Below are 22,336 nucleotides of genomic sequence, written 5' to 3'. Positions count from 1 at the left end.
TGGAACAGGTACACGGGATGAAGGTCGGGTTCGGGTGGAAGCTGCACGGGGACGGGCGTGCGCCGCGGCCCGGGGCTGTGGTGCGGCCGGACGAGCGGTTGTCCTGGGGGCGGACGGTCGGACTCGGGGCGCAGCACGTGGTGGCCATGTTCGGGGCCACCTTCGTGGCGCCCATCCTCATGGGGCTGGATCCGAACCTCGCGGTGATGCTGTCGGGTGTGGCGACGATCTTCTTCCTGCTGGTGACGCAGGGCCGGATCCCGTCGTACCTGGGCTCCAGCCTGTCGTTCGTGGGCGTGGCCGCGGTGATCAAGGCACAGGGCGGTGACACGGCGACGGTGACGGGCGCGCTGCTGGTGGCGGGCGCGGTGCTCGCTGCCTGCGGCGCGGTGGTGCGGGGGCTCGGGGCGAAGGTGGTGCACGCGGTGCTGCCGCCGGTGGTGACCGGCGCGGTGGTGATGCTGATCGGCTTCAACCTGGCGCCGGTGGCGGCGGGGACGTACTGGCCGCAGGACCAGTGGACGGCGCTGCTGGTGATGGCGTTCACGGGGTTGGCGCTGGTGGTGCTGCGGGGGTTCTGGTCGCGGATCGCGATCTTCCTGGGGCTGGTGTTCGGCTACGCGGTGTCGTGGCTGTTCGACCGGATCTTCGGGAAGATCAACTCTCCGGTCGGCGGCGGGGCCGCGACGGAGCACTGGCGCCTGGACCTGTCGGGCGTGGGGAAGGCGGACTGGGTCGGTCTGCCGTCGCTGCACGCGCCGAGCTTCTCGGCGTCCGCGATCCTGGTGGCGCTGCCCGTGGTGGTGGCGCTGATCGCCGAGAACGCGGGGCACGTGAAGGCGGTCTCGGAGATGACGGGTGACCCGCTGGACGACCGGATGGGCACCGCGATCATGGCGGACGGCACGGCGACGGTGCTCTCCACGGCGGTGGGCGGTCCGGCGACGACCACGTACGCGGAGAACATCGGCGTGATGGCGGCGACCCGGGTGTACTCGACGGCGGCGTACTGGTGCGCGGCCGGCTTCGCGATCCTGTTCGGCCTGTGCCCGAAGTTCGGCGCGGTCGTCGCGGCGATCCCGGGCGGCGTGCTGGGCGGGATCACGGTGGTGCTGTACGGCATGATCGGTCTGCTGGGCGCGCAGATCTGGATCCACAACAGGGTCGACCTCACCAACCCGCTCCACCTCGTGCCGGTCGCGGCCGGCGTCATCGTGGGCATCGGAAACGTCACCCTGAAGTTCACCGACGACTTCGAGCTCGGCGGCATCGCCCTGGGCACCCTGATCGCCCTGCTCGGCTACCACGGCCTGCGCGCCCTGGCCCCCGCCCACCTCAAGCACCCGGCCGCCGACGGCCCCCTGCTCGACGAGGGCACCAGCTCCTACGACGACGACACCCGGGACCGGGGCTGACGCAGCCCGCCCCCTGACGGAGCCCGGCCTCAGGGACGGGGGCCCTCGCAGCGGCGGCCCGCCGCGGCGAGGGCGCTTCGCCGGATGATCCCGACGCCCGGACGGATCAGGAGCCAGTAGGCGGCGAACCGGCGCCTTGCGCGGGCATCGGTTCCCTGGATGCGGGTCTCGGTCACCAGCCGCGACCCGGTGCCGTGGGCGACCACCTCGTGGGAGATCACGGCCTTCGCGTAGCCGGGTTCGCCGAAGGCCAGGAACCCCGCGCCGTCGCGCAGCGGCGCCGGCTCGCGCGGCACCGGGCTCCAGAACCGTGCGACGCGGCCCAGCACCAGGGCGCGCCCGGGTTCCTCGGCCAGTGTCACCCAGCGGTCGCCCCGGCGGAACAGGTCGGCCAGCGGCACGGACCGGTCGAGGAGGTCGGGCCCCTTCCCGCGCAGCCGGGAGGGCAGGGTCCGCAGCGCCAGCAGCATCCGGGGGAGCGGGAGTTCGGCCAGCGTCACCGCGTTCAGCGCCGCCCAGACCTCCTGCGGCGGTGCGGCGAGGGTGATGCCGTGGACGGTGCGGTGGCCGTAGGCGGGCAGGAACCGGTCGAGCGTCTGGTCCATCGGGGGCGGCCTTCCTGGATCGGGGGCGAGTGTGGGGGGCCGGCGGTGCGGCCGCCACCAGCGTGTCCGCCCGACGCCCCCGACGGCCAGCCCCCGGGGCACGAACACCGCTACCTCCGACGGGGGTTGACAGAAACATCCGGCGACGTGACGCCCTGACCCGGGAGCAGATCGGTTCGTAGACCCTGCTATCGTCTGCCGTCATGAACACGGGTGGGGCTCGTCCCACCACCGCCCCAGGGAGAAGTTCCACCGTGCGTCGTCCCACCCTCGCGGCCACCGCCGCGGTCACCGTCATAGCCCTGGCCGTGCTCACCGGCTGCGACGGCGGTAGCGACGGCGGCAGCGTCGACCGGTCGGCTCCGTCGGCCGGATCCGCCACGCAGACCGCCCTCGACCCGGCGGACTTCGACCCGGCGGCGGCCGTGGCGAGAGCGAGCAAGGAGCCGTACGCCGTCTCGATCCGAGCGACGACGGAGCCCCTGATCCTCACCGTCACCGCCCGGCAGAACTTCAACACGGAAGTTCCCACCGGCCGCCAGGAACGCAAAGTCGGCGGCACCACCCGGGAGGTCGTCATCACCGCCGACGGCCAGTACCACCGCATCGACGGTCCCGGCGGCCCCTGGCGGAAGACGCCGATCCCGATGCCCTCCATCGCCAAGGAGTTCGACCTCACCGGCTACGCCCCGGCGCTGCTCTCCCTCGGCCCGGCCGCGCGTAAGGGCATGGAAACCCGCGACGGCGTCCCCGTCTTCCACCTCTCCGGCCACCTGGACCTGGAGCACCTCGCCAAGGTCTCGGCCCTCGCCCGTGACGACGTCGAGTCGAGCGGCGCCACGGGCATCGACCTCGACCAGTGGATCGACGTCCAGGGCCGCACGCGCTACGCCGAGAAGCGCATGGTGGTGGACGGGGCCCCGATCGTCCTCACGATGGCCTTCGGCGACTACGGCCCGCCCGAGACCGTCGACGCCCCGACCGTCACCACCGTCTGACCGCACCCGATGAACGGGCCGTGCCCCGCACCGGATCGGTCGTGCTCGGTAGGGCCGCTGGTGGCGGGGCACTCTCGCCGTGTCAGGCGCGGCGGGTGCGGTCCAGGTGGCGGGTGAGGGCGGCCGCGAACTCGGCGGGGTGGCTGAGGTGGGGTGCGTGGCCGGCGCCGACGATGGTGTGGACGGTGGCGGCGGGTAGGCGTTCGGCGAGGATCCCGGTGATCCGGCGGACGGCGGGCGGGCCGTCGGTGCCCACCGTGAAGGTGATCGGGACGGGGCCGGCGGCCAGCGCGGCGAGGTCCAGCGCGTAGTGGTCGGGGTCGCGGAACTGCTCCAGGAACGTACGGGCGTTGGCCGCGAGCATGGCTCGCTGCGGTCCGGCGAACAGCTCCCGCCAGTGCTCACCGAAGGCGACCTTCTCCGCGAAGAGCGCGACGGCGTCCTCGGCGCGGCCCGCCTCGATGTACGCGGCCACCGTGCCGACGTGGGCCCGGGCCGCCTCGCGCATCGGTTCGCCGACCGGGTCGCCGGCGAGCAGGGGGAAGACGGGTGGCTCGTGGACCAGCACGCTGCGGACCGGTTCCGGGTGGCGGGCGGCGGCCATGAGTGCGACGAGGGCGCCGTAGGAGTGTCCGACCACGTGGGCGCTGCCGCCGGTGAGCTCGTTGATCACTGCGACGAGATCGTCGACGTGCTCGTGGATCACGGTCCGGCCGGGCGCGCTGCTGCCGGAGTGGCCGCGCCGGTCGTAGCGGACGGCTGTGACGCCCGGCGGGAGCAGCGGGACGACGCCGTCCCAGCTGGTGTGGTCGTCGAAGGAGCCGTGTACGAACACCACCGGTGTGGTGGCCTGGGCGGTGTGCCAGCTCAGCTCGGCGCCGCCGGTCCGGAGGCGGCCGGAGCGGTGAATGGTGGTGGCGGGCGGGGGAGTTGCCCGGGTTGCGAGATCCATGCCGGGAAGGGAATCATGGCATCTGTCAGACCGTCAATCATTGACCGTCCAGCGAGTTCGGAGAGCAGATGCTGAAGGTCGGGTCGAGTTCACGCGTCGAGCGGATCACGGAGGTTGTGCTGGAGGAGATCGCCTCCGGGCGCTGGGGAGTGGGTGACCGCATCCCGCCCGAGCCGGTGCTGATGGACCTTCTCGGCGTCGCCAGGAACACGATGCGCGAGGCGGTTCGGGCGCTGGCCCATGCCGGTGTGCTGGAGATCCGGCACGGGGACGGCGTCTACGTGCGGGCGCGCACCGACACGGAGGGGATCCTGCGGCGACGCTTCGGCGCGGTGGACCTGCGCGAGATCCTCGCCGCGCGACGGGCCCTCGAAGTGGAGGCGGCGCGGGCGGCGGCCGAGCATCGCACCTCCGAGGACCTGGACCGGCTCGCCGACGCCTGGCAGCGGCTCCACGGCGACGGCGAGGACGAGGCCGCCGGGGTCGCGGCCGGAGTCGCCTTCCACCGTGCGCTGGTGGAGGCCTCGCACAACGTCGTCCTGATCGAGCTGTACCAGGGACTGACCAGTGCGGTGGCCGAGAGCCTGCGGCGCTCCAACGCCCTCGGAGGCCTGCCCGAACCGCCGGTCCATCTGCATGGAGGCCTCTACGAGGCGATCCGTTCCGGTGATCCGATCCGGGCTGCGGCGGAGGCGGCCAAGCCCCTCGACGCCATGATCGACGCGCTTGGATCGGCGGCGACGAAGGCGGCGCGGATCGCGTGACTCGACGGCAGGGGAGCCGGGCTCGTCGAGTGCCCGGTGGATGCCGTCCGGGGCGGGGGAGTCGATCGGTGGGGCGGGCGACCGTTCCGGGGCCCGGTGTCACGTGGGGGGACCGACGGGTCCTCCTCCCTCTCATGGGCATGTCACGAGAGGGAGGAGGGAGTGCCCACACGGTGGGAGCGAGGGGGCCTCAGGCCCCGTCGCCGGCGAGGAGGGTGAAGAGGGGGGCCAGGCCGGCGGTGCGGACCGAGTCGGCCAGGGGGGCGAGGTCGGCGCAGATCTTGTCCACGCCGTCCTCACCCAGGACGGACAGGCCGCCCGACCAGGAGAGCTCGTCGGTCTGGCGCTCCACCCGGTCGCGCAGCTCGCGGCCCTCGGGGGTGAGGGTGCCGGAGGCGGCGTCCAGCAGGCCGCGGGCGACCAGGGTCTCGGCCGCCTCGGACCACTGCTCCGGTGTCCAGCCCCGCAGTTCGCGCATCATCTCGGACCGGCCGAGTTCGGCGGTGAGCAGGTGGTGGGACTGGAGCCCGGTGACGCCGGCGGTGACCCAGGCGGCCAGGTGTCCGTCGCCGCGGTGCTCCCGGACGGTGCTGGCGAGCTGCCACAGTGCCGCGACCGGGTCCTCCGGGAGCGGGAGGGCGGCGTTGGCGGCGCCGAGCGGGCGGCCGGTCGGGTCGAGCGACGACCGCAGCACGGCCAGCCGCGCGACCAGCGGCTCGGCGATCTCCTCGGTGATGCCGGCCTCCCGGAGCAGTTCGCCCGCGAGGGTGTTCCGGCGCTCGATGCACCGCGCCGGCGGCACCAGCGCCCATGCGGCGGGGACGGACTTGCCCACCATCTCCGGGGCGAAGCCGCCGAACGCGGCGACCACCGGCGCGGCGTCCACCGCGCCGAGCGGCGCCGAGCGGAAGGCGATCAGGGTCATCCAGAATCCCCGGAGACCGAGTTCCTTCCCGACGGCCCGGGTGTGCTCCACCGACAGCGCCGGCTGGTAGAGCGCCTCCAGGCTGTGCCAGAGCCGCCGCGCCGGGTGCGTGCTCATGCGCCCACCTCTCCCGGGACGCGCAGGATCAGGGCGGAGCCCTGGCCCCCGCCGCCGCACAGCGCGGCGGCGCCGACGCCGCCACCGCGGCGCTTGAGTTCGAGCGCGAGGGTGAGCACGAGGCGGGCACCGGACATGCCGAGCGGGTGCCCCAGGGCGAGCGCGCCGCCGTTGACGTTGACCTTGGCCTCGATCTCCTCCTCCCCGAGCCCGAGTTCGCGCGCGGAGTGCAGGCCGACCGCCGCGAACGCCTCGTTGAGCTCGATGAGGTCCAGGTCGTCGACCGACAGGTTCTCCTTGCCCAGCGCGTGCCTGATCGCGTTGGACGGCTGCGCCAGCAGGGAGTTGCCGGGGCCGGCCACGTTGCCGTGGGCGCCGATCTCGGCCAGCCATTCGAGGCCGAGCTCCTCGGCCTTGGCCTTGCTCATCACGACGACGGCGCAGGCGCCGTCGGAGATCTGCGAGGCCGAACCGGCGGTGATGGTGCCGTCCGGGCCGAACGCGGGGCGGAGCCTGGCCAGCGCCTCGACCGTGGTGTCCGGCCGGACGCCCTCGTCGGTGTCGACCAGGACCGGGTCGCCCTTGCGCTGCGGGACCTCGACCGGCACGACCTCCTCGGCGAACCGGCCGCTGCTGATCGCGGCGGCGGCGCGCCGGTGCGAACGCGCCGAGAACGCGTCCTGGTCCTCGCGGGAGATGCCGACCTTCGCGGCGTCCTGGTCGGTCAGCGCACCCATCAGGATGTCGTCGAAGGGGTCGGTGAGACCGTCGTGCGCCGTGACGTCCAGCAGTTCGACCGGCCCGTACTTGGTGCCGGTACGGGAGCCGGGCAGCACGTGCGGGGCGTTGGTCATCGACTCCATGCCGCCCGCGACCACGATGTCGAACTCGCCCAGGCGGATCAGCTGGTCGGCCAGGGCGATCGCGTCCAGGCCGGACAGACAGACCTTGTTGACGGTCAGGGACGGCACGCTCATCGGGATGCCGGCCCGGACGGCGGACTGGCGGGAGGGGATCTGCCCCTGGCCGGCCTGCAGCGCCTGACCCATGATCACGTACTGCACGGCCTCCGGCGCGAGGCCCGCCCGGTCCAGCGCCCCCTTGATCGCCACGGCGCCCAGGTCGACCCCGGAGAGGTCCTTCAGCGAGCCCAGCAGCCGGCCCATCGGTGTCCGCACTCCACCGATGATCACAGAGCTTGACATGTTTCTCCCATGCAACGACGACTGATGTCTTCTGGATTATCGGACCCGGCCGTCAGCTGGTCGACCCCGCAGGGGAGTTGCTCGCGTGGGGCAGGCGCAGCGCGATCAGGGCTCCGACCACCCCCGTGGCGGCCATCACGAGCGCGGTGACGAAGCCGGCGTGCGGCGCGTCGGACGGGGCGTGCATGAGGTTCAGCAGCACCGAGCCGAAGACCGCGACCCCGATGACCTGGCCGAGCTGCATCACCGTGGTCAGCACACCGCTGGCGTCCGCCGCGTTGGCCGGCGGCACCTTCCAGAGCGCGATGGTGAACAGCGGGCTGAACGCCGACCCCATGCCGAGGCCGAAGAGCAGGATGCAGATCTCCATCCAGACGGAAATGTGACCGGAATCCATGGCGAGGGCGAGCCCGATCAGCGCCAGCATGGTGAGCGACAGGCCCGCCGTGGGCAGCAGCCGGTGCCACTTCGCGGGCAGCTTGCGCCAGTTCATGCTGGCGAAGCCGAAGGCGCACGCACTGGGCAGGAACACCAGCCCGGCGGCCAGCGCGCCGTGGTTCAGGCCGGTCTGCACGAAGAACGCGATCAGGAACAGGATCGCGCCGTAGTTCGCGGTCGCGGCGAGCAGCGCCAGCGCGCCCGCCACCATGCCGGGCGCGCGCAGCAGCGCGCCGTGGACCAGCGGTGAACCGCCGGTCCTGGTGGCCCGGTTCTCGACCGCCACGAAGGCCAGCGCGAAGACCACGCTCAGCGCCAGGCTCACCCACGTCCACGCGGGCCAGTCCAGCTCGTGCCCGAGGACCAGCGGCAGCACCAGCGCGATCACCGCGAGGGACAGCGTGGCCAGGCCCGGCAGGTCGAGCTTGCGGGCCGGATTGCCGGGGTCCTTCGGCAGCGTGCGCGCCCCGGCGATCAGCAGCACCAGGCCGACGGGCACGTTGACCAGGAACACCGGCCGCCAGTCGGTGCCGAGGATGTCGGCGCTGACCAGCACGCCGCCGGCGATCTGGCCGACGATCGCGCCGCCGGCGATCACCGTGGCGTAGGCGCTGAGCGCCTTGGCCCGGGCGGCGTCGGCGAAGTTCAGCTGGATGAGGCTGAGCACCTGCGGCACCATCAGCGCGGCCCCGGCCCCCTGCACGAAGCGGAAGACGATCAGGGCCGGCGCCGACCAGGCCAGGCCGCAGGCGAGCGAGGCCGCCGTGAAGACGGCGGCCCCGGTGAGGAACATCCTCCGGCGGCCGGTGAGGTCGCCGAGCCGCGCGCCGGTGATCAGCAGGACGGCGTAGCTGACGATGTAGCCGGCGACGACGAGCTGCAGCTCGGCGCCGTTGGCGTGCAGGTCGGTGCCGATGCTCGGCGCCGCCACGTTGGCGATGGCGACGTCGAGGATCGCGATGAACACCCCCGTCAGCAGGACGGCGAGGAGTCCGCGCGACGACGTCTCGGCGCGCGCGACCGTTGAGTTGTGGGACATGCCGGTTTCCCCCTACTGCTGCGAGAGTGCCTGGAGGCGCTGCTTCGCGCGTTCGGGAAGGACGAACTCGCCGTCCCGTTCGATCTGGTCGTACAGTCGCTCCACCCGCTCGTAGTGGGCGTCGAGGTTCTGGTCGAGCAGGTGGTACTCGGACTTGTTGTAGACACCGAACTGGAGGTCGGTCATCAGCCCGAAGGGGTTGATGTGCTCGTTGTGCCGGGTGCCGAACACCAGGTACAGGAACTCGTCGATGTCCTCGTAGCCCAGCGTGGTCAGCAGGAAGTCGATGGAGTCCCGCTTGCGCTTGATCTGGTAGTCGCGCTCGTCCGGGTCGACGATGAAGTCGAGGCCGCTGGACATGCCCGCCGGGTAGTGCACCTTGTTGAAGCAGCGGAAGTCGATCGTCAGCCGGTCCTGCGGCGAACCGGGCAGGGTGCCGTCGCCGTGGGCCCGGTAGTTGTCGAAGACCAGCGCGTCACCGACCCGCGAGTCGCAGTAGTAGCCGGGGGACGGCGTGTCGGCGTACCGCTTCTCCCAGTACTTGGCCATCAGGAAGTCGCGCACGGTGGGCAGGTCGAGCTCGGAGAGCTTGCCCTCCAGGAAGAGGTAGAGGGCCTTGTCGACGGCGGCCTTCTCCTCCTTGTCCACGCCGTACTCCATGATCTTCTCGTACGCGAACTGCAGGTTCGGCGCCTCGACCTCGGCCTCTTCGAAGATCACGAAGGGCTGCCGGTCGAGCGGGGTCGGCGTCACCGCGGTGTGGAAGCTGCGGTACTCGGTCGGGAACCCGAGCCGCTTCTTCACCAGCGACGGGATCTGCAGCGCGATGCCGCTGGCCGAGTGGGTCCCGTAGGAGCGCTTGTTCGCGGTGACCACGAAGGCGTTGACGACCGCGGTCTCGACCTCGGGGAAGTGCTTGTGGACGATCCCCTGGTTGAGGTCGTAGAAGCGCTTGGCCGAGGGTATGAACAGCACGCAGTTCTCGAACATCGTCGACAGCGGGAAGTAGTTGCCGATCGACGCCGCGGCGAAGCTCTCCTGGATGACGGCCTGACACCGCAGCTGCCGGGCCAGGTTGTCGGCCAGGCCGTCGTCGAGGTTCATCTGCTCGACGACGGTGGGGGTGGTGTCCGGGTAGAAGCAGCTGGGGTTGAGGACGCGCTTCGGCGGCAGCCGCAGCTCCACCTCCCCGGCGTCCACCGGGTACTTGTCCAGCACCGGCATCAACTTCTCGGCGTGCGCGCCGGCGGACGTGTGCAGGAAGGTCCCGCTGGGCTGGTAGGTGCCCGTCATCACGGGTTCCTGCTCGGATGCTGCACTCATGCCGTTCACTCTCCTGTCGATCCTGGTGTCGCTGAGGGTGTCGCTCCGGGGCCGGTGGCCGGTCGCTGCTGCCGCTCCGGTGGCCGGTGGCTGGTACCGATCCGGGACCGGTGGAGCCGCCCCGGGTAGGGACGGCTCCACCGGTGCCCGCTGTCGTCACGCCCCGACGGGGCCCTGCTTCCTGGCGTCCGCCTCGTCGGCGGCGATGATGCGGTGGACGTACCGCTCGACGAACCGCTCGTCCAACGGCTCCGCGGGGTGGTCGTCGCCGCCCAGCACGTGCTCGCCGGCCAGGCCGGCCCCGAAGGTGAGCGTCAGGTTGTCCGGCGTCAGCCCGTCCACCAGGGCCGCGATCCGGGCCAGCGGGCTCTTGGTGTCCGCGACCGCGAAGGCCAGGGCCCGCTGCTTCCACTCGTCGAACGGCACCAGCTCACCGGAGCCCGCCGCCGCGCCGACCATCTCGAAGAAGCGGTCGAAGCTCGGCGCCCCCGCGTTGACGAAGTCGTAGTCCCGGCCGATCCGGTCCCGCTCGTCGAGCATGATCCCGGTGATGGTCCGGGCCAGGTGGTCGACCGGCAGGACCGCCGCGAGACTGGCGCCCGTGCTCGGGAAGCAGCCCAGGGCCATGCTGCCCGCGACCAGGTTGTGTAGGAAGTCGCCGCGGTCGAGCCGGAAGTGGCCCGTCGTGGCGGACGGCCCCACGAACGGCAGCCGGTAGACCGAGGCCTTGGCGCCGCGCCAGCGGGCCGCGGTCACCATCTGCTCCGCCATCCACTTGGAGGTGACGTAGCCGTACTCGAACTCGTCCGGCGTGACCTCGTAGCCGAGGTAGCGCGGCAGCGTCCCGAAGGTCGACATGACGTGCAGCGTCTTGCCGCGGCCCGTCGACGCCAGCCGCAGGGCCTCGTGCACACCGACCACGTTCGGGCCGATGTACTCGCTCAGCGGCCGCACCCAGTCCACCAGGGCGCCGGAGTGGCACACCGCGTCGACCTCGTCGGCGAGCCGGCCGAACGCCTCCTCCGTCAGCCCGAACAGCGGCTCGGACAGGTCGCCCACCACCGGGTGCAGCAGCGGCCCGAAGTCGTCCTGCCACATCCCGTAGCTCGACAGCACCCCGGTCAGCCGCTCGGTGCCGGCCTCCTGGCCGTCGGCCCGCACCAGGCAGTGCGTGGCGACGCCGGCGGCCAGCAGCTCGCGCAGCAGGAAGGCGCCGACGAAGCCGGTGGCCCCGGTGAGGAACACGGACTCCGGACGGCCCAGCTCGCCCCGGGCGTTGTCGAACCGCAGCGTCGGGTCCAGGTAGCCCTTGCGCACCGCCGTCAGGTCCGGACCGGCCGCGTCGGCCGGGGCCGCCGCGCTCACGGTGGACTCGTCGACGGAGGCGTCCGCCTCCGACGGCGCGTCCAGGCCGCGCTCCACCAGCTTCTCCAGCAGGAACTGGGCCAGCGACTTCAGGTTCGGACGGTCGAGCGCGATCTTCGCCGGAAGGGCGAGGCCGGTCATGTCCGCGAGCTGGTTGCGCATCAGGACGGCGGTCAGCGAGTCGATGCCGAGGTCCTGCAGCGGCAGACCGGGGTCCACGTCGTTCATCGAGGCGAAGCCCAGCGTCCTGGCCACGCCCTCGCGGACCATGTCCAGCACGACCGACTCCTGCTCCGCCGGAGCGGTCTGGCCGAGCAGCTTGCGCAGACCCGCGCCGCCGTCGCCCTTGCTGCGGGCGGCGCTGCCGCCCTGGGTGCTCAGCAGCGAGCGCATCAGCGACGGCACGCCGCCCTGGCCCTCGTAGTAGGTCTGGAGCGCGGCGAGGTCCAGCGCGGCCGCGACGGTCAGCGGGCGACCGCTGCGCACCGTCTCCTCCAGCAGCTCCAGGCCGTCCTGCGGAGCGAGCGCGTCCATGCCGGTCCGGCTGATCCGGGCCCGGTCCCGCTCGCTGAGCGTCGAGGCCATGCCCTCGCCCTCCCACGGCCCCCAGGCCACCGAGGTGGCCGGCAGGCCCTGGGCCCGGCGCAGGTACGCGAGCGAGTCCAGGAAGGCGTTGGCCGCCGCGTAGTTGCCCTGGCCCGGCGCTCCCAGGATGTCCGAGATCGAGGAGAAGAGCAGGAAGAAGTCCAGCTCGACGTCCTGCGTCAGCCGGTGCAGGTGCCAGGCACCGTCCACCTTCGGCGAGAACACCGTGTCCAGCCGCTCGGGCGTCAGCGCCGACAGGGCGCCGTCGTCGAGCACACCGGCCGCGTGGACCACGCCGCGCAGCGGACGGTCGGCGCCGAACAGCGCCAGCACCGAGGCCATGCTCTCCGCGTCGCCGGAGTCGGCGGCCACCACCGTGGCGGTGGCGCCGAGCTCCGCCAGCGCGGCCACCAGCGCCTCAGCGCCGGGGGCGTCCGGACCGCGCCGCGAGGTGAGCACGAGGTCGCGCACCCCGTGGGTCTGCGCCAGCCAGGTGGCGACCTGCCCGCCCAGGCCACCGACGCCGCCGGTGATCAGCACCGAGCCGCCGGGCTGGATGAACTCCTTCTGCTCGGTGGGCGTCAGCACCACCTTGCCCACGTGCCGGGCCTGCGCCATGAAGCGCAGCGCGTCGGACGTGGCCGTCATCGGGAAGGAGCGCAGCGGCAGCGGCGTGAGCTTGCCCGCCGCGAACAGCTCGGCCAGCGAGCGGAGCATCGCCTGCATCTGGTCCGGGTTGGCCTCCAGCAGGTGGTAGACCCGGTACTTCACGCCGGGGTGGTTCTCGTCCACCCAGGACTGCTCCCGCAGGTCGATCTTGCCGAGCTCCAGGAAGCGCCCGCCCTCGCCCAGCATGCCGAGGCTCGCGTCGATGAACGCGTCGGCGAGCGAGTTGAGCACGACGTCGAAGCCGCGTCCGGGCGCGGTGCGGCCGAACGACTCGACGAAGCCCAGGTCGCGGGAGGACGCGATGTGGTCGTCGTCCAGCCCCATCTCGCGCAGCGTCGCCCACTTCGGCTCGCTGGCGGTGCCGTAGACCTCGGCGCCGTGCAGCCGGGCCAGCTGGACGGCCGCCATGCCGACGCCGCCGGCCGCGGAGTGGACCAGCACCCGCTCGCCCGGCTTCAGCGCACCCAGGTCGTGCAGGCCGAACCAGGCCGACAGGAACGCCATCGGGACGGTCGCGGCCTCCTCGAAGGTGAGGTTCTCCGGGACCCGGACCACCCAGCGCGCGTCGGTGACGACCGACGCGGCGAACGAGCCCTGGCCGAGGCCCAGCACCCGGTCGCCCACCCGGACGTCCTTGACGCCGGCCCCGACCTCGGTGACCACGCCGGAGAACTCCATGCCGAACACCGGGAGTTCGACCATGCCGAGCGCGTTGAGCACGTCCAGGAAGTTCACCCCGGCGGCCTTCACATCGGCCCTGATCATGCCCGCCGCCAGCGGCTTCGGCGCCACCTTGCGCACCGACAGCGGCTGGTCCAGCCGGCCCTTGGCGGCGATCTCCAGCTGCCAGCCGCCCTCCGGCGGCAGGGTCAGCTCGCCCGAGGCGCCGACCCGCTCCAGGTGCGGGACGAGCACCTCGCCGCGCCGCAGCACGCACTCCGGCTCGTCGGCGAGCATCAGCGCCGGGGCGAGGGCGGCCAGATCGGCCTCCTCGTCGCCGAGGTCGAGCAGGCGCAGCGCGAGGTCGGGGTGCTCGCTGCGCGCGGTGCGCATCAGGCCCCACAGCGGTCCCGCGCCCAGCCCGGAGGCCATGTCGTCGGCGTTGACGCCCACACCGCGGCGGGTCAGCCACACCAGCGGCGGCACGAACCCGCTCTCGGCCGCGGTCTGCAGCTGGCCGAGCGCCGCGGCGGACAGCGTGTGCGCCCCGGCCAGGGTGTCCTTGCCGGCGTCCCACAGGCAGATGACGCCGTCGAGCTCGTCGGCCTCCTCCAGCGAGCGCACCTTGAACGCCTGGACACCGGCCCGGCTCAGCGCCCGCTTCACCTCCGCCGCCCACGGCACCTCGCCGCCGGGCGACAGCAGGCCCCAGGAGCCGCCGATCTCCGCCTTCTCGGTGTCGGTCGGCCGCCAGTTCACCTCGAACCGGAGCCGGTCGACGCCCTGCGCGGCGAGCCTGCGCAGCACCGCGCGGTCGACCCGCCGGGCGTGCAGCCGCTCCAGCCGGCCGACGTTCTCGCCCGCGGAGTCGAAGAGGTCCAGCGACGCGTGGAACTCGCCGTCGCCCAGCTCGAACCGGGCGACCCGGACCCACACCTCCGCCAGGCCCCGCTCGCGGATCGACAGCCGCTCCGCCTCGAACGGCACCAGCACGTCCTCGGGGTTCGCGTTGTGCATCCGCATGCTGAACAGCTGCGACTGCATCGCCGAGTCCAGCAGGGCCGGGTGCAGGACGTAGGAGCGGGCGGTGTGCGCGGCCTCTTCGGGCAGCGCCGCCCGGGCCCACACCACCCCGTCGGCCTGCCAGGCCTCCTGGATGCCCCGGAACACCGGGCCGAACTCGTAGCCGATCTCGTCCAGTTCGTCGTAGAGCGCGGAGGTGTCCAGCCGCTCGGCACCCGGCGGCGGCAGCACCACGGAGCCCGCCGTGACGGGCTTCGCGGGCACGATCCGGCCCTCGGCGTGCAGCAGCCACTCGCCGTCCTTGCGGTCCGGCGCGCTGAACACCTGGACCGGCCGGGAGCCCTCGGACTCCTCGCCCACCACGACCTGGAGCCGGGCGGGGGCGCCACCCGCGAACACCATCGGGTACAGGAAGTCGACGTCGGCCACGTCCCAGTCGCCGGGCGCGGTGGCGTCGGCGGCCGAGCGCATCGCCTCGATGTACGCGGTGCCCGGCATCAGGACGGTGCCCATGATCTGGTGGTCCTGCACCCAGGCCGGCTCCTCCGGCGCCACCACGGTCGTGAACACGGCCGTCTCGGTGCCGGCGATCCGTACCGCGCCGCCCAGCAGCGGGTGCGCGGTGTCGTCCAGACCGGCGCCGACCGAGCGCTGCGCCGTCGGCTCGAACCAGAAGCGCTCGCGCTGGAAGGCGTAGGTGGGCAGGGCGACCCGCTCACCGCCGGCCGGCCCGAACCAGCCCCGCCAGTCGACCGGCACACCCCGCACGTGCAGCTCGCCGAGGCTGCCCAGGGCGACGGCGGAGCCGTCCTTGCCCGCGGCCAGCGACGGCAGCCAGGCGAGGTCGGTCTCCTCGGCCAGGGTCGCCACGCCCATGCCGGAGAGCACCGGCTGCGGACCGAGCTCCAGGAAGGTGGTGACGCCCTCGCGGTGCAGGGCGGCGATGCCGTCGCTGAAGCGCACCGCGTGGCGCACCTGGCGCACCCAGTAGGCGGCCTGCTCCATCTCGCCCGGGGCGGCAAGAGCCCCGGTCAGGCTGCTGACCAGCGGGATCGTCGGCGGACGGTAGGTCACGGTCTCGGCGACCGCCTGGAAGCCGGCCAGCATGGCGTCCATGTGGTGGGAGTGGAACGCGTGCGAGACCGTCAGTTCCTTGACCCGGCGCTCCTGGCCGGCGAAGTGCGCCACCAGGGCCCGCACGGCGTCGCCGTCGCCGGAGACGACGGTCTGGGTCGGGGTGTTGAGGCCGGCCAGGTCGACCTTGCCGGCCAGGTCCAGCTCCCGCACCGCGGCCTCGACCTCGGCGGCGCCGGCCTCGACCGAGGCCATCGCGCCGCCGCTGGGCAGCGCCTGCATCAGCCGGCCCCGGGCGGCCACCAGCCGGGCCGCGTCCGCCAGGTCGAAGATCCCGGCGACGTGCGCGGCGGCGAGCTCACCGATGCTGTGGCCCAGCAGCAGCTGCGGGCGCACGCCCCAGCTCTCCCACAGCCGCCACAGCGCCACCTCGAGCGCGAACAGGGCCGGCTGGGTGAAGTCGGTCCGGTCGAGCAGCGCGGCGTCGGCCGTGCCCTCCTCGGCCCACATGACGTCCAGCAGCGGACGGTCCAGCTCGGTGAAGTGGGCGACGATCCCGTCGAGCGCCTCGCGGAACACCGGCTGGGTCTCGTACAGCTCCCGGCCCATGCCGACCCGCTGACTGCCCTGCCCGGTGAACAGCAGGGCCAGGCTCTGCTCCTGGGCGGTGTCGCCGGTCCGCGCGGCGCCGGGCGGGGTCTCCCCGCTGCGGGCGAAGGAACCGAGCTTGTCCAGCAGCTCGGACCGGTCCTTGGCCGGCACCACGAGCCGCTTGCGGAAGTGGCTGCGGGTGGTGGCCAGCGAGTGCGCCAGGTCGAGCAGCCGGTCCTGGATGTTCATGCCCACGTACTGGTGCAGCACCTCGGCCTGCGCGCGCAGCGCGGCGTCGGTGGAGCCGGACACCACGAACGGCAGCGTCGCGGGCTGCTGCGCCGCGGGCTTGTCCGACGGCAGGGGAGCCGGCGGCTCCTCCACGATGACGTGCGCGTTGGTGCCGCCGATGCCGAACGAGCTGACGCCGGCGCGGCGCGGCCGGTCCTTCGGCAGCCACGGCTGCGGGTCCCGGGCCAGGGCCATGTTGGCGCCCGCCCAGTCCACGTCCGGGGTGGCCTCGGAGACGTGCAGGGTGCGCGGGATCACGTTGTGCCGCATGGACAGGACGACCTTCATCACACCCGCGAGGCCGGCGGCCGCCTGGGTGTGGCTGAGGTTCGACTTGACCGAGCCGACCCAGAGCGGCTCGTCGGGGTGGCTGCCGCCGAAGACCTCGCCGAGGGCGGTGCCCTCGATGGGGTCGCCGAGGCGGGTGGCGGTGCCGTGGGCCTCCAGGTAGTCGATGTCCTTCGGCTGGAGCCCGGAGGCGCCGAGGGCGGTGCGGATGACCTTCTGCTGGGCGGGGCCGCTGGGCGTGGTCAGGCTCGCCGCGTGGCCGTCGTGGTTGACGGCGGTGCCGCGCAGGACGGCGTGGATGGTGTCGCCGTCGCGCTGCGCGTCGGAGAGCCGCTTCAGGATGACGACGGCGACGCCCTCGCTCCACCCGGTCCCGTCGTTGTCGGCGGAGAACGACCGGCACAGCCCGTCCGGCGACATCCCGCGCAGCCGGCTGAACTCGACGTTCATGTTGGAGGTGAGCAGGATGGTCGCGCCGCCGGAGATGGCCAGGTCGCACTCGCCGTCGCGGAGCGCGTTGGCGGCGAGGTGCGTGGTCACCAGGGACGACGAGCAGGCCGTGTCGATGGTGATGGTCGGGCCTTCGAGGCCGAACACGTGGGAGAGCCGGCCGGACGCGGTGGCGAGCGCGGAGCCGGTGCCCACGTAGCCGTCCAGGTCGGCTATCGAGCCGCCGGTGGTGATGCCGTACTCCTGGTACGAGGAGTTCTTGCCGACGCCGATGTAGGTGGCGGTCTGGCTGCCGCGCAGCTGGTCGAGCGTGTAGCCCGCGCGCTCGAACGCCTCCCAGGTGGTCTCCAGCATCAGCCGCTGGAGCGGGTCCATCGCGTGCGCCTCGCGCGGCGCGATGCCGAAGAAGGACGCGTCGAACATGTCGATCGGCGTGGCGAGGAAGCCGCCGCGACGGGTCACCGACTTGCCGCGGACATCCGGGTCCGGGTCGTAGATCGCGTCGGCGTCCCAGCGGCCGGCGGGCACCTCGGTGATGCCGTCGGCCCCGCGCTCCAGCAGGTCCCACAGCTCGTCCGGGCTGCTCACGTCGCCGGGGAGGCGGCAGGCCATGCCGATGATGGCGATCGGCTCGTCCTCGGCGCGGCGGCTCGGCGCGATCTCGACCGGGCCTGTCCGGACGCCGGTGAGGTGCGCGGCCAGGGCCTTGACGGTGAAGTGCTCGAAGAGCTTGGCCGAGGAGATCGGCCGGCCCAGCACCTTCTCCAGCCGGGTCTGCACCCGGACCACGCGCAGCGAGTCGCCGCCGATCTCGAAGAAGTTCTGGTTGACGCCGATCCGGTCGTGGCCCAGCACGTCCGACCAGATCGCCAGGATGTCCCGCTCCAGCTCGTTGGCGGGCTTGGCGATGGCGCCGGCGTCGATGACCGGGCTCGGCAGCGCCTTGCGGTCGATCTTGCCGTTCGGGGTGAGCGGGAACTCGTCGAGCTCGACGAAGAAGGTCGGCACCATGTACGCGGGCAGCCGCTCGGCCAGCCAGGGGCGGAGCAGGTGGCCCACCGACTTCTTGGCCGGCTCGCCCGCCGCGGGCACGTTCGCGAACCGGGCCAGCGCGGCGCGGTCGGCGGTGGCGGCGGCCGGGCGCAGGCTCAGGTCCGGCGTGACGCCCGGGCCCCAGAACACCGCGTCGAACGTCCACTTGTCGCCGGAGCGGCTGGGGAGCAGCGCGCACTCCAGCCCGGCCTCCCGGGCGGCCTCGGTGAGGTCGCGCGGGTCCACCGGGCGGGCGTACGGCTCCGCCGCCTCGCCGAGCGCCCCGACCGGGTCCGGCACCTCGGCGAGCCGGGCGTTGGGCACGTCGGTCAGGCGCAGCGGCCCGCCGTCGAGGCCGGCGAGCAGCGCGGGCACGGCCGCGAGGTCGAGCGAGCCGGTCCGCCAGTCGTGCTCGGCGGTGGCGGCCTGCGCCTGCGCGCCGCCGCCGAGGTGGATCGTCACGTCGTAGCGGTAGCGGGTCATCTCGTTGACGTGCCCGCCGTTGCGCAGCATGACGTCGACCCGGGTGATCTGCGGGAACAGCGCCGGGAGGTCGGCGAAGTAGTCCGGCGCGACGACCAGTTCGCGCTCGGCCCGGACCGCGCGCTCGACCCGCTGGGCGATCTCCTCGGGGGCCAGGTCGTCGTGGTGGAACCGGATCACGTCGGCGTGGAACAGGCGCAGCAGCGACAGGTCGCGGATGTCGCCGAGGAACACCCGGCCGTCCGTCACCGCGGTGGTCGCCCACTCCAGCACCGAGGTCAGGTAGTCGACGCTCGGGAAGTACTGGGCCACCGAGTTGACGATCACGGTGTCGAAGGAGCCGGCGGCCACGGCCGGCAGGTCGTGCGCCGGGCGGTGCTCGCAGGTGACGTTCGGCAGCGACCCCAGGTGCTGCCGGGTGACCTCGACGGCCTGGGCCGAGGCGTCCACCGCGTGGTATTCGGCGCAGTGCGGCGCGACGGCGAACATCATCAGGCCGGTGCCGGAGCCGACCTCGAAGACGCGCTCGGGCGCGTAGGAGAGGATGCGGTCGACCGAACCGCGCTGCCAGTCGCGCATCTCGGCCGCCGAGAACGGCAGGCCGTCGTAACTGTTGCGCCACCCGGCCAGGTTGAAGGTGGCGTCGTCGGCGTCGGACTCGTAGGCGCGGTCCCAGGCGCCGGCCCACTCGGCCAGCGCGGCGCGCTGCACCTCCTCGCCGTGGGCGGACTCGGTGGGCGCGGCGGTCTCGCGGACGCAGTAGGCGACCAGTTGCTCCTGGCGGCCGACGACGACCGCGCGGGCGATGTCCTCGTGGGCGGTCAGCGTCGCCTCGACGTCGCCCAGCTCGATGCGGTAGCCGCGGAGCTTCAGCTGGCTGTCGTTGCGGCCGAGCACGCGCAGCGCGTCGGGCGCGACGAACCGGGCCAGGTCGCCGGTGCGGTACAGGGTGCCGCCGGCCCGGAACGGGTCGGGGACGAAGCGGGCCTCGGTCTGCTCGGGGGCGTCGTGGTAGCCCTGCGCCACACCGGCGCCGCCGATGCACAGCTCCCCGGGGAAGCCGGTCGGCACCGGGGCGAGGTTCTCGTCCAGGACGTAGAGCTGGGTGTTGGCCACCGGCCGGCCGATGACGACGTCGCCGTCCGGCTCCACCCGCCAGACGCTGGACCAGACGGTGGTCTCGGTGGGCCCGTACATGTTCCAGACGGCGTCGGCGCAGCCGAGCAGCCGGTCGGCCAGGGCGCGCGGCAGGGCCTCGCCGCCGCAGAGGATCTTGCCCAGGCGCGGCTCGCCCTGCCAGCCCGCGTCCAGCAGCAGCTGCCAGGTCGCCGGCGTGCCCTGCATCATGGTGATGCCGTGCCGCTCCAGCAGGCCGATCAGCGCGTTCGCGTCGACCGTCTCGTGGGCCTGGGCGATGACCGTGGCGCCGCCGCTGAGCAGCGGCAGGAACAGCTCCAGGACCGCGATGTCGAAGGAGATGGTGGTGACCGCCAGCAGGCGGTCGGTCTCGGTGCAGCCGGGCTCCCGGCGCATCGACTCCAGCAGGTTGCACAGCGCGCCGTGGCTGATCTCCACGCCCTTGGGGGTGCCGGAGGTGCCGGAGGTGTAGATGACGTAGGCGAGGTCGTCGGCCTGGACCTCGACGCCCGGGTCGGCGGCGTCGGTGCCGGCCCGCTCGGCGGCGGCGTCGGTGATGCCCAGACAGCGGGTCGACCACTCGGCGAGGTTGGCGGGCACCGCGGCCGGGGTGAGGATGATCCGGGGGTCGGCGTCGTCGATCACCTGGCGGATGCGCTCCGCCGGGAACGCCGGGTCGACCGGCACGTAGGCGGCGCCCGTCTTGAGCACCGCGAGCACGGCCACGACGACGTCGGGGGAGCGGTCCAGCCCGATGCCGACCAGGTCGCCGCGGCCGATGCCGCGCTCGATCAGGGTGTGCGCGACGCGGTTCGCCCGGCTGTTCAGCTCGGCGTAGGTCAGCCGGGTGTCGGCGCAGACCAGCGCGACGTTGTCGGCGTGCCGCTCGGCGGCCCGCTCGAAGAGGGTGTGCAGGCGGTGGCCGAGGACGGTGTCGTCGTCGGTGGCGTTGAAGGCGTCGGTGGAGGACGCGCGCTCCGCGGCCGAGAGGAGGTCGACGGAGGCCAGGGTCTCGTCGGCCGGCGCGGGGACGCGCTCGCACCAGTCGGCGAGCTGCGCGGCGAGGCGGGCGACGTCGGCGCGGGCCAGGCGGTGGGCGTCGAAGTGGAACTCGACCGTCTCGCCGTCGGGCCGGAGGACCAGGTTCAGCGCCGGGCGCCGGCCGTCGGCGGGCTCGGCGGCGGCCGGCTCCGTCTGGTCGGCGGCTTCGGCCGCTTCGGCCGACGAGATCAGCACGTCGGGGGTCAGGTCGCCGGCGTCCCAGAGCCGGCGCAGCGCCTCGTCCCGTCCGATCAGGTCGCGGCGGAGCGGGCCCTTCTCCTGCCCGAGCCGGAACTCCTCGGCGACCGCGCGGAGGTTGTCGGCGACCGTCCGGCCGGGGTCGACCGCGGCGCGCAGCGGCAGCCAGGCGGCGAACAGGTCCCGGTGGCCGGGGTCGATCCCGTCGCGGGGGGCGGCGACGGCGAGGGTGACCTCGGTCGTCCCGGTCGCCCGGCCCAGGTACGTGCTCACCAGGCCGGCCAGGGCGGACACCCCGCCGGGGGCGGCGCAGCGCACGACGACGGGGGCGGCGTCCTGCTCGGTGCCGGGGGCGGGCGGGGCGAAGGGCAGCCGGAACGGCTGGGCGTCGGCGCCGAGCCGCCTGCGCCAGTGCGCGGTGGCCTTCGACGCCAGGGTGCCGGTCTCGGTGAGGGCGTCGCGGAGCGCGTCGCCGGGGGACAGCAGGATCAGGCCGGGCCGGACGGCGTTCTCGGTCGGGAGGCCGTCCGCGTCGACCGGCTCGCCCTCCAGGGTGCTCAGCCGGACCAGGCGGACGGCGCCGGTGGCCGTGGCCACGGTCAGCCCGTCCGCGTCGCAGCTCAGCACCTCGCCGGGGGCGGCACCGGGGGACGCCGTGCCGACCTGGGCCTCGCGGACGGCCAGGATGCGCCCGTTGACGTTCACCTTGGGCCAGACGAGCGGACTGCCGAACAGCCCGTGGTCGGTCGCCCGGACCATGGCGACGACGTCCTCGGCCTCGCCGGCCCAGTCGATCAGGCCCTCGGCGGGGAACTGCGTGTGCCGGGAGAAGTAGCGACGCGCGGCCAGGTCCTGGGGGACGGCGCTCGCACGTCCTTCGGCGATCTCGCCGACCAGTTCGGCGACGCTCGCGACGGCCGCGTCGTCGCACTTCACACCCAGCGACAGCGCGGTCTCGTCGGGCTCGACCGGCACCGGTATCCGCTTGAGGACGTCGCCGCCGTCGACCAGCTCGCCGATCCGGTGCCAGGTGATGGCGTAGTCGCTGGCACGGTGGGCGACGGCCCAGGAGGGCGCGTTCAGACCGGCGTACTCGGGCAGCGGACCGTAGTGGTAGTTGACACTCATGCCGTCCGCGCGTGCCAACAGCGTGTCAGGGATCAGGGCGTCGTTCCCGATACTGAGAAGCACGTCGCACGAGAGCCGTGCCGGGTCGAGCAGGGCGTCGGCAAGGTCGTGGTGGGCGATCCCCGATCTGATGGCCCAGGCGCGGACCACGGCATCGCCGGTCACCACCGCCCGGATCCTGTGACCTGCCGACAGCAGCGCCTCCCCGCTTCGCGCGAGGACACCACCCTTGCCGATCAGAACCACGTTGAGATTCCGCATCACTGTTCCCCCTTCAGTTCCCCCGTCGCCGGAGTTCGAGAGCGATCAACATCGACGGCGCGTGGTCATACTGTGCCACTCCTTGACGAGCGTCAAGAAGATTCGTTGTCACAGCCGTTGACGCCCTTGCTAGCTGACATGACATCAATTGGCAAGACCTCCGGAAGGTCCAAAACCCGCCTTCCGGTGCGGTCGCACTCTTGTGCGGACGGCCGGCTCGTGCTTCGCTGATCATCTGTTCGAGGTCGGCTTTGTCACGCGGGCCCCGGGCTCGGTGAA

At 73.0% G+C, this 22,336-nt stretch carries 10 protein-coding genes; 3 read left to right on the top strand and 7 right to left on the bottom strand.

The features are described 5' to 3' along the window. Window positions 1–17 precede the first annotated feature (17 nt). A complete protein-coding gene (locus AB0N76_RS17580) occupies window positions 18–1,415 on the top strand; it encodes a solute carrier family 23 protein (protein ID WP_363558017.1) in 1,398 nt (465 codons plus the stop codon). A gap of 29 nt (window positions 1,416–1,444) precedes the next feature. Here the strand turns inward: AB0N76_RS17580 and AB0N76_RS17575 are convergent, their stop codons facing one another. Further along, window positions 1,445–2,020: a hypothetical protein gene (locus tag AB0N76_RS17575; RefSeq protein ID WP_363558015.1), complete on the bottom strand. Its 576-nt coding sequence runs from the start codon at window positions 2,018–2,020 to the stop codon at window positions 1,445–1,447. Between the two features lie 254 nt (window positions 2,021–2,274). On the opposite strand from AB0N76_RS17575, the gene AB0N76_RS17570 reads away from it, so the two are divergent. Beyond that, window positions 2,275–3,018, top strand: a complete 744-nt coding sequence (locus AB0N76_RS17570) for a hypothetical protein (protein ID WP_363558013.1) — start codon at window positions 2,275–2,277, stop codon at window positions 3,016–3,018. A gap of 82 nt (window positions 3,019–3,100) precedes the next feature. Here the strand turns inward: AB0N76_RS17570 and AB0N76_RS17565 are convergent, their stop codons facing one another. Further along, complete coding sequence (locus tag AB0N76_RS17565; RefSeq protein WP_363558011.1) at window positions 3,101–3,970, bottom strand: alpha/beta hydrolase; 870 nt, start codon at window positions 3,968–3,970, stop codon at window positions 3,101–3,103. Window positions 3,971–4,038: 68 nt separating this feature from the next. Here AB0N76_RS17565 and AB0N76_RS17560 point away from each other — a divergent pair, with 68 nt between their 5' ends. Next, window positions 4,039–4,734 (top strand): FCD domain-containing protein, encoded by a 696-nt coding sequence (locus AB0N76_RS17560; RefSeq protein WP_363558009.1) that lies wholly within the window; start codon window positions 4,039–4,041, stop codon window positions 4,732–4,734. A 190-nt stretch (window positions 4,735–4,924) separates the two neighbouring features. Here the strand turns inward: AB0N76_RS17560 and AB0N76_RS17555 are convergent, their stop codons facing one another. The 5 genes from AB0N76_RS17555 to AB0N76_RS17535 form a co-directional block, all read right to left on the bottom strand. Continuing rightward, window positions 4,925–5,776 (bottom strand): hypothetical protein, encoded by an 852-nt coding sequence (locus AB0N76_RS17555; protein WP_363558007.1) that lies wholly within the window; start codon window positions 5,774–5,776, stop codon window positions 4,925–4,927. Further along, window positions 5,773–6,981 carry an acetyl-CoA C-acetyltransferase gene (locus AB0N76_RS17550; protein WP_363558005.1) on the bottom strand — a complete coding sequence of 403 codons (1,209 nt, stop codon included), beginning with the start codon at window positions 6,979–6,981 and terminating at the stop codon, window positions 5,773–5,775. The genes AB0N76_RS17555 and AB0N76_RS17550 overlap by 4 nt, the downstream gene beginning before the upstream one ends. Window positions 6,982–7,033: 52 nt before the next feature. Then, on the bottom strand, window positions 7,034–8,458 hold the full coding sequence (locus tag AB0N76_RS17545) for an MFS transporter (protein WP_363558003.1): 1,425 nt from the start codon (window positions 8,456–8,458) through the stop codon (window positions 7,034–7,036). A gap of 12 nt (window positions 8,459–8,470) precedes the next feature. After that, window positions 8,471–9,781, bottom strand: coding sequence for a hypothetical protein (locus AB0N76_RS17540; protein ID WP_363558001.1), 1,311 nt, complete (start codon window positions 9,779–9,781; stop codon window positions 8,471–8,473). A 156-nt stretch (window positions 9,782–9,937) separates the two neighbouring features. After that, window positions 9,938–22,057 (bottom strand): amino acid adenylation domain-containing protein, encoded by a 12,120-nt coding sequence (locus AB0N76_RS17535; protein ID WP_363557999.1) that lies wholly within the window; start codon window positions 22,055–22,057, stop codon window positions 9,938–9,940. Between the last annotated feature and the right edge of the window lie 279 nt (window positions 22,058–22,336).

Source organism: Kitasatospora sp. NPDC093806 (assembly GCF_040683335.1).
Classification (GTDB): domain Bacteria; phylum Actinomycetota; class Actinomycetes; order Streptomycetales; family Streptomycetaceae; genus Kitasatospora.
The sequence above is the reverse complement of the archived record's forward strand: the minus strand, read 5'-3'. Positions and strand labels throughout refer to the sequence as shown.

Coding starts and splice junctions, on each gene's coding strand:
- AB0N76_RS17580 (WP_363558017.1), top strand. CDS start 18: ATGAAGGTCGGGTTCGGGTGGAAGCTGCACGGGGACGGGCGTGCGCCG.
- AB0N76_RS17575 (WP_363558015.1), bottom strand. CDS start 2,020: ATGGACCAGACGCTCGACCGGTTCCTGCCCGCCTACGGCCACCGCACC.
- AB0N76_RS17565 (WP_363558011.1), bottom strand. CDS start 3,970: ATGGATCTCGCAACCCGGGCAACTCCCCCGCCCGCCACCACCATTCAC.
- AB0N76_RS17560 (WP_363558009.1), top strand. CDS start 4,039: ATGCTGAAGGTCGGGTCGAGTTCACGCGTCGAGCGGATCACGGAGGTT.
- AB0N76_RS17555 (WP_363558007.1), bottom strand. CDS start 5,776: ATGAGCACGCACCCGGCGCGGCGGCTCTGGCACAGCCTGGAGGCGCTC.
- AB0N76_RS17550 (WP_363558005.1), bottom strand. CDS start 6,981: ATGTCAAGCTCTGTGATCATCGGTGGAGTGCGGACACCGATGGGCCGG.
- AB0N76_RS17545 (WP_363558003.1), bottom strand. CDS start 8,458: ATGTCCCACAACTCAACGGTCGCGCGCGCCGAGACGTCGTCGCGCGGA.
- AB0N76_RS17540 (WP_363558001.1), bottom strand. CDS start 9,781: ATGAGTGCAGCATCCGAGCAGGAACCCGTGATGACGGGCACCTACCAG.
- AB0N76_RS17535 (WP_363557999.1), bottom strand. CDS start 22,057: ATGCGGAATCTCAACGTGGTTCTGATCGGCAAGGGTGGTGTCCTCGCG.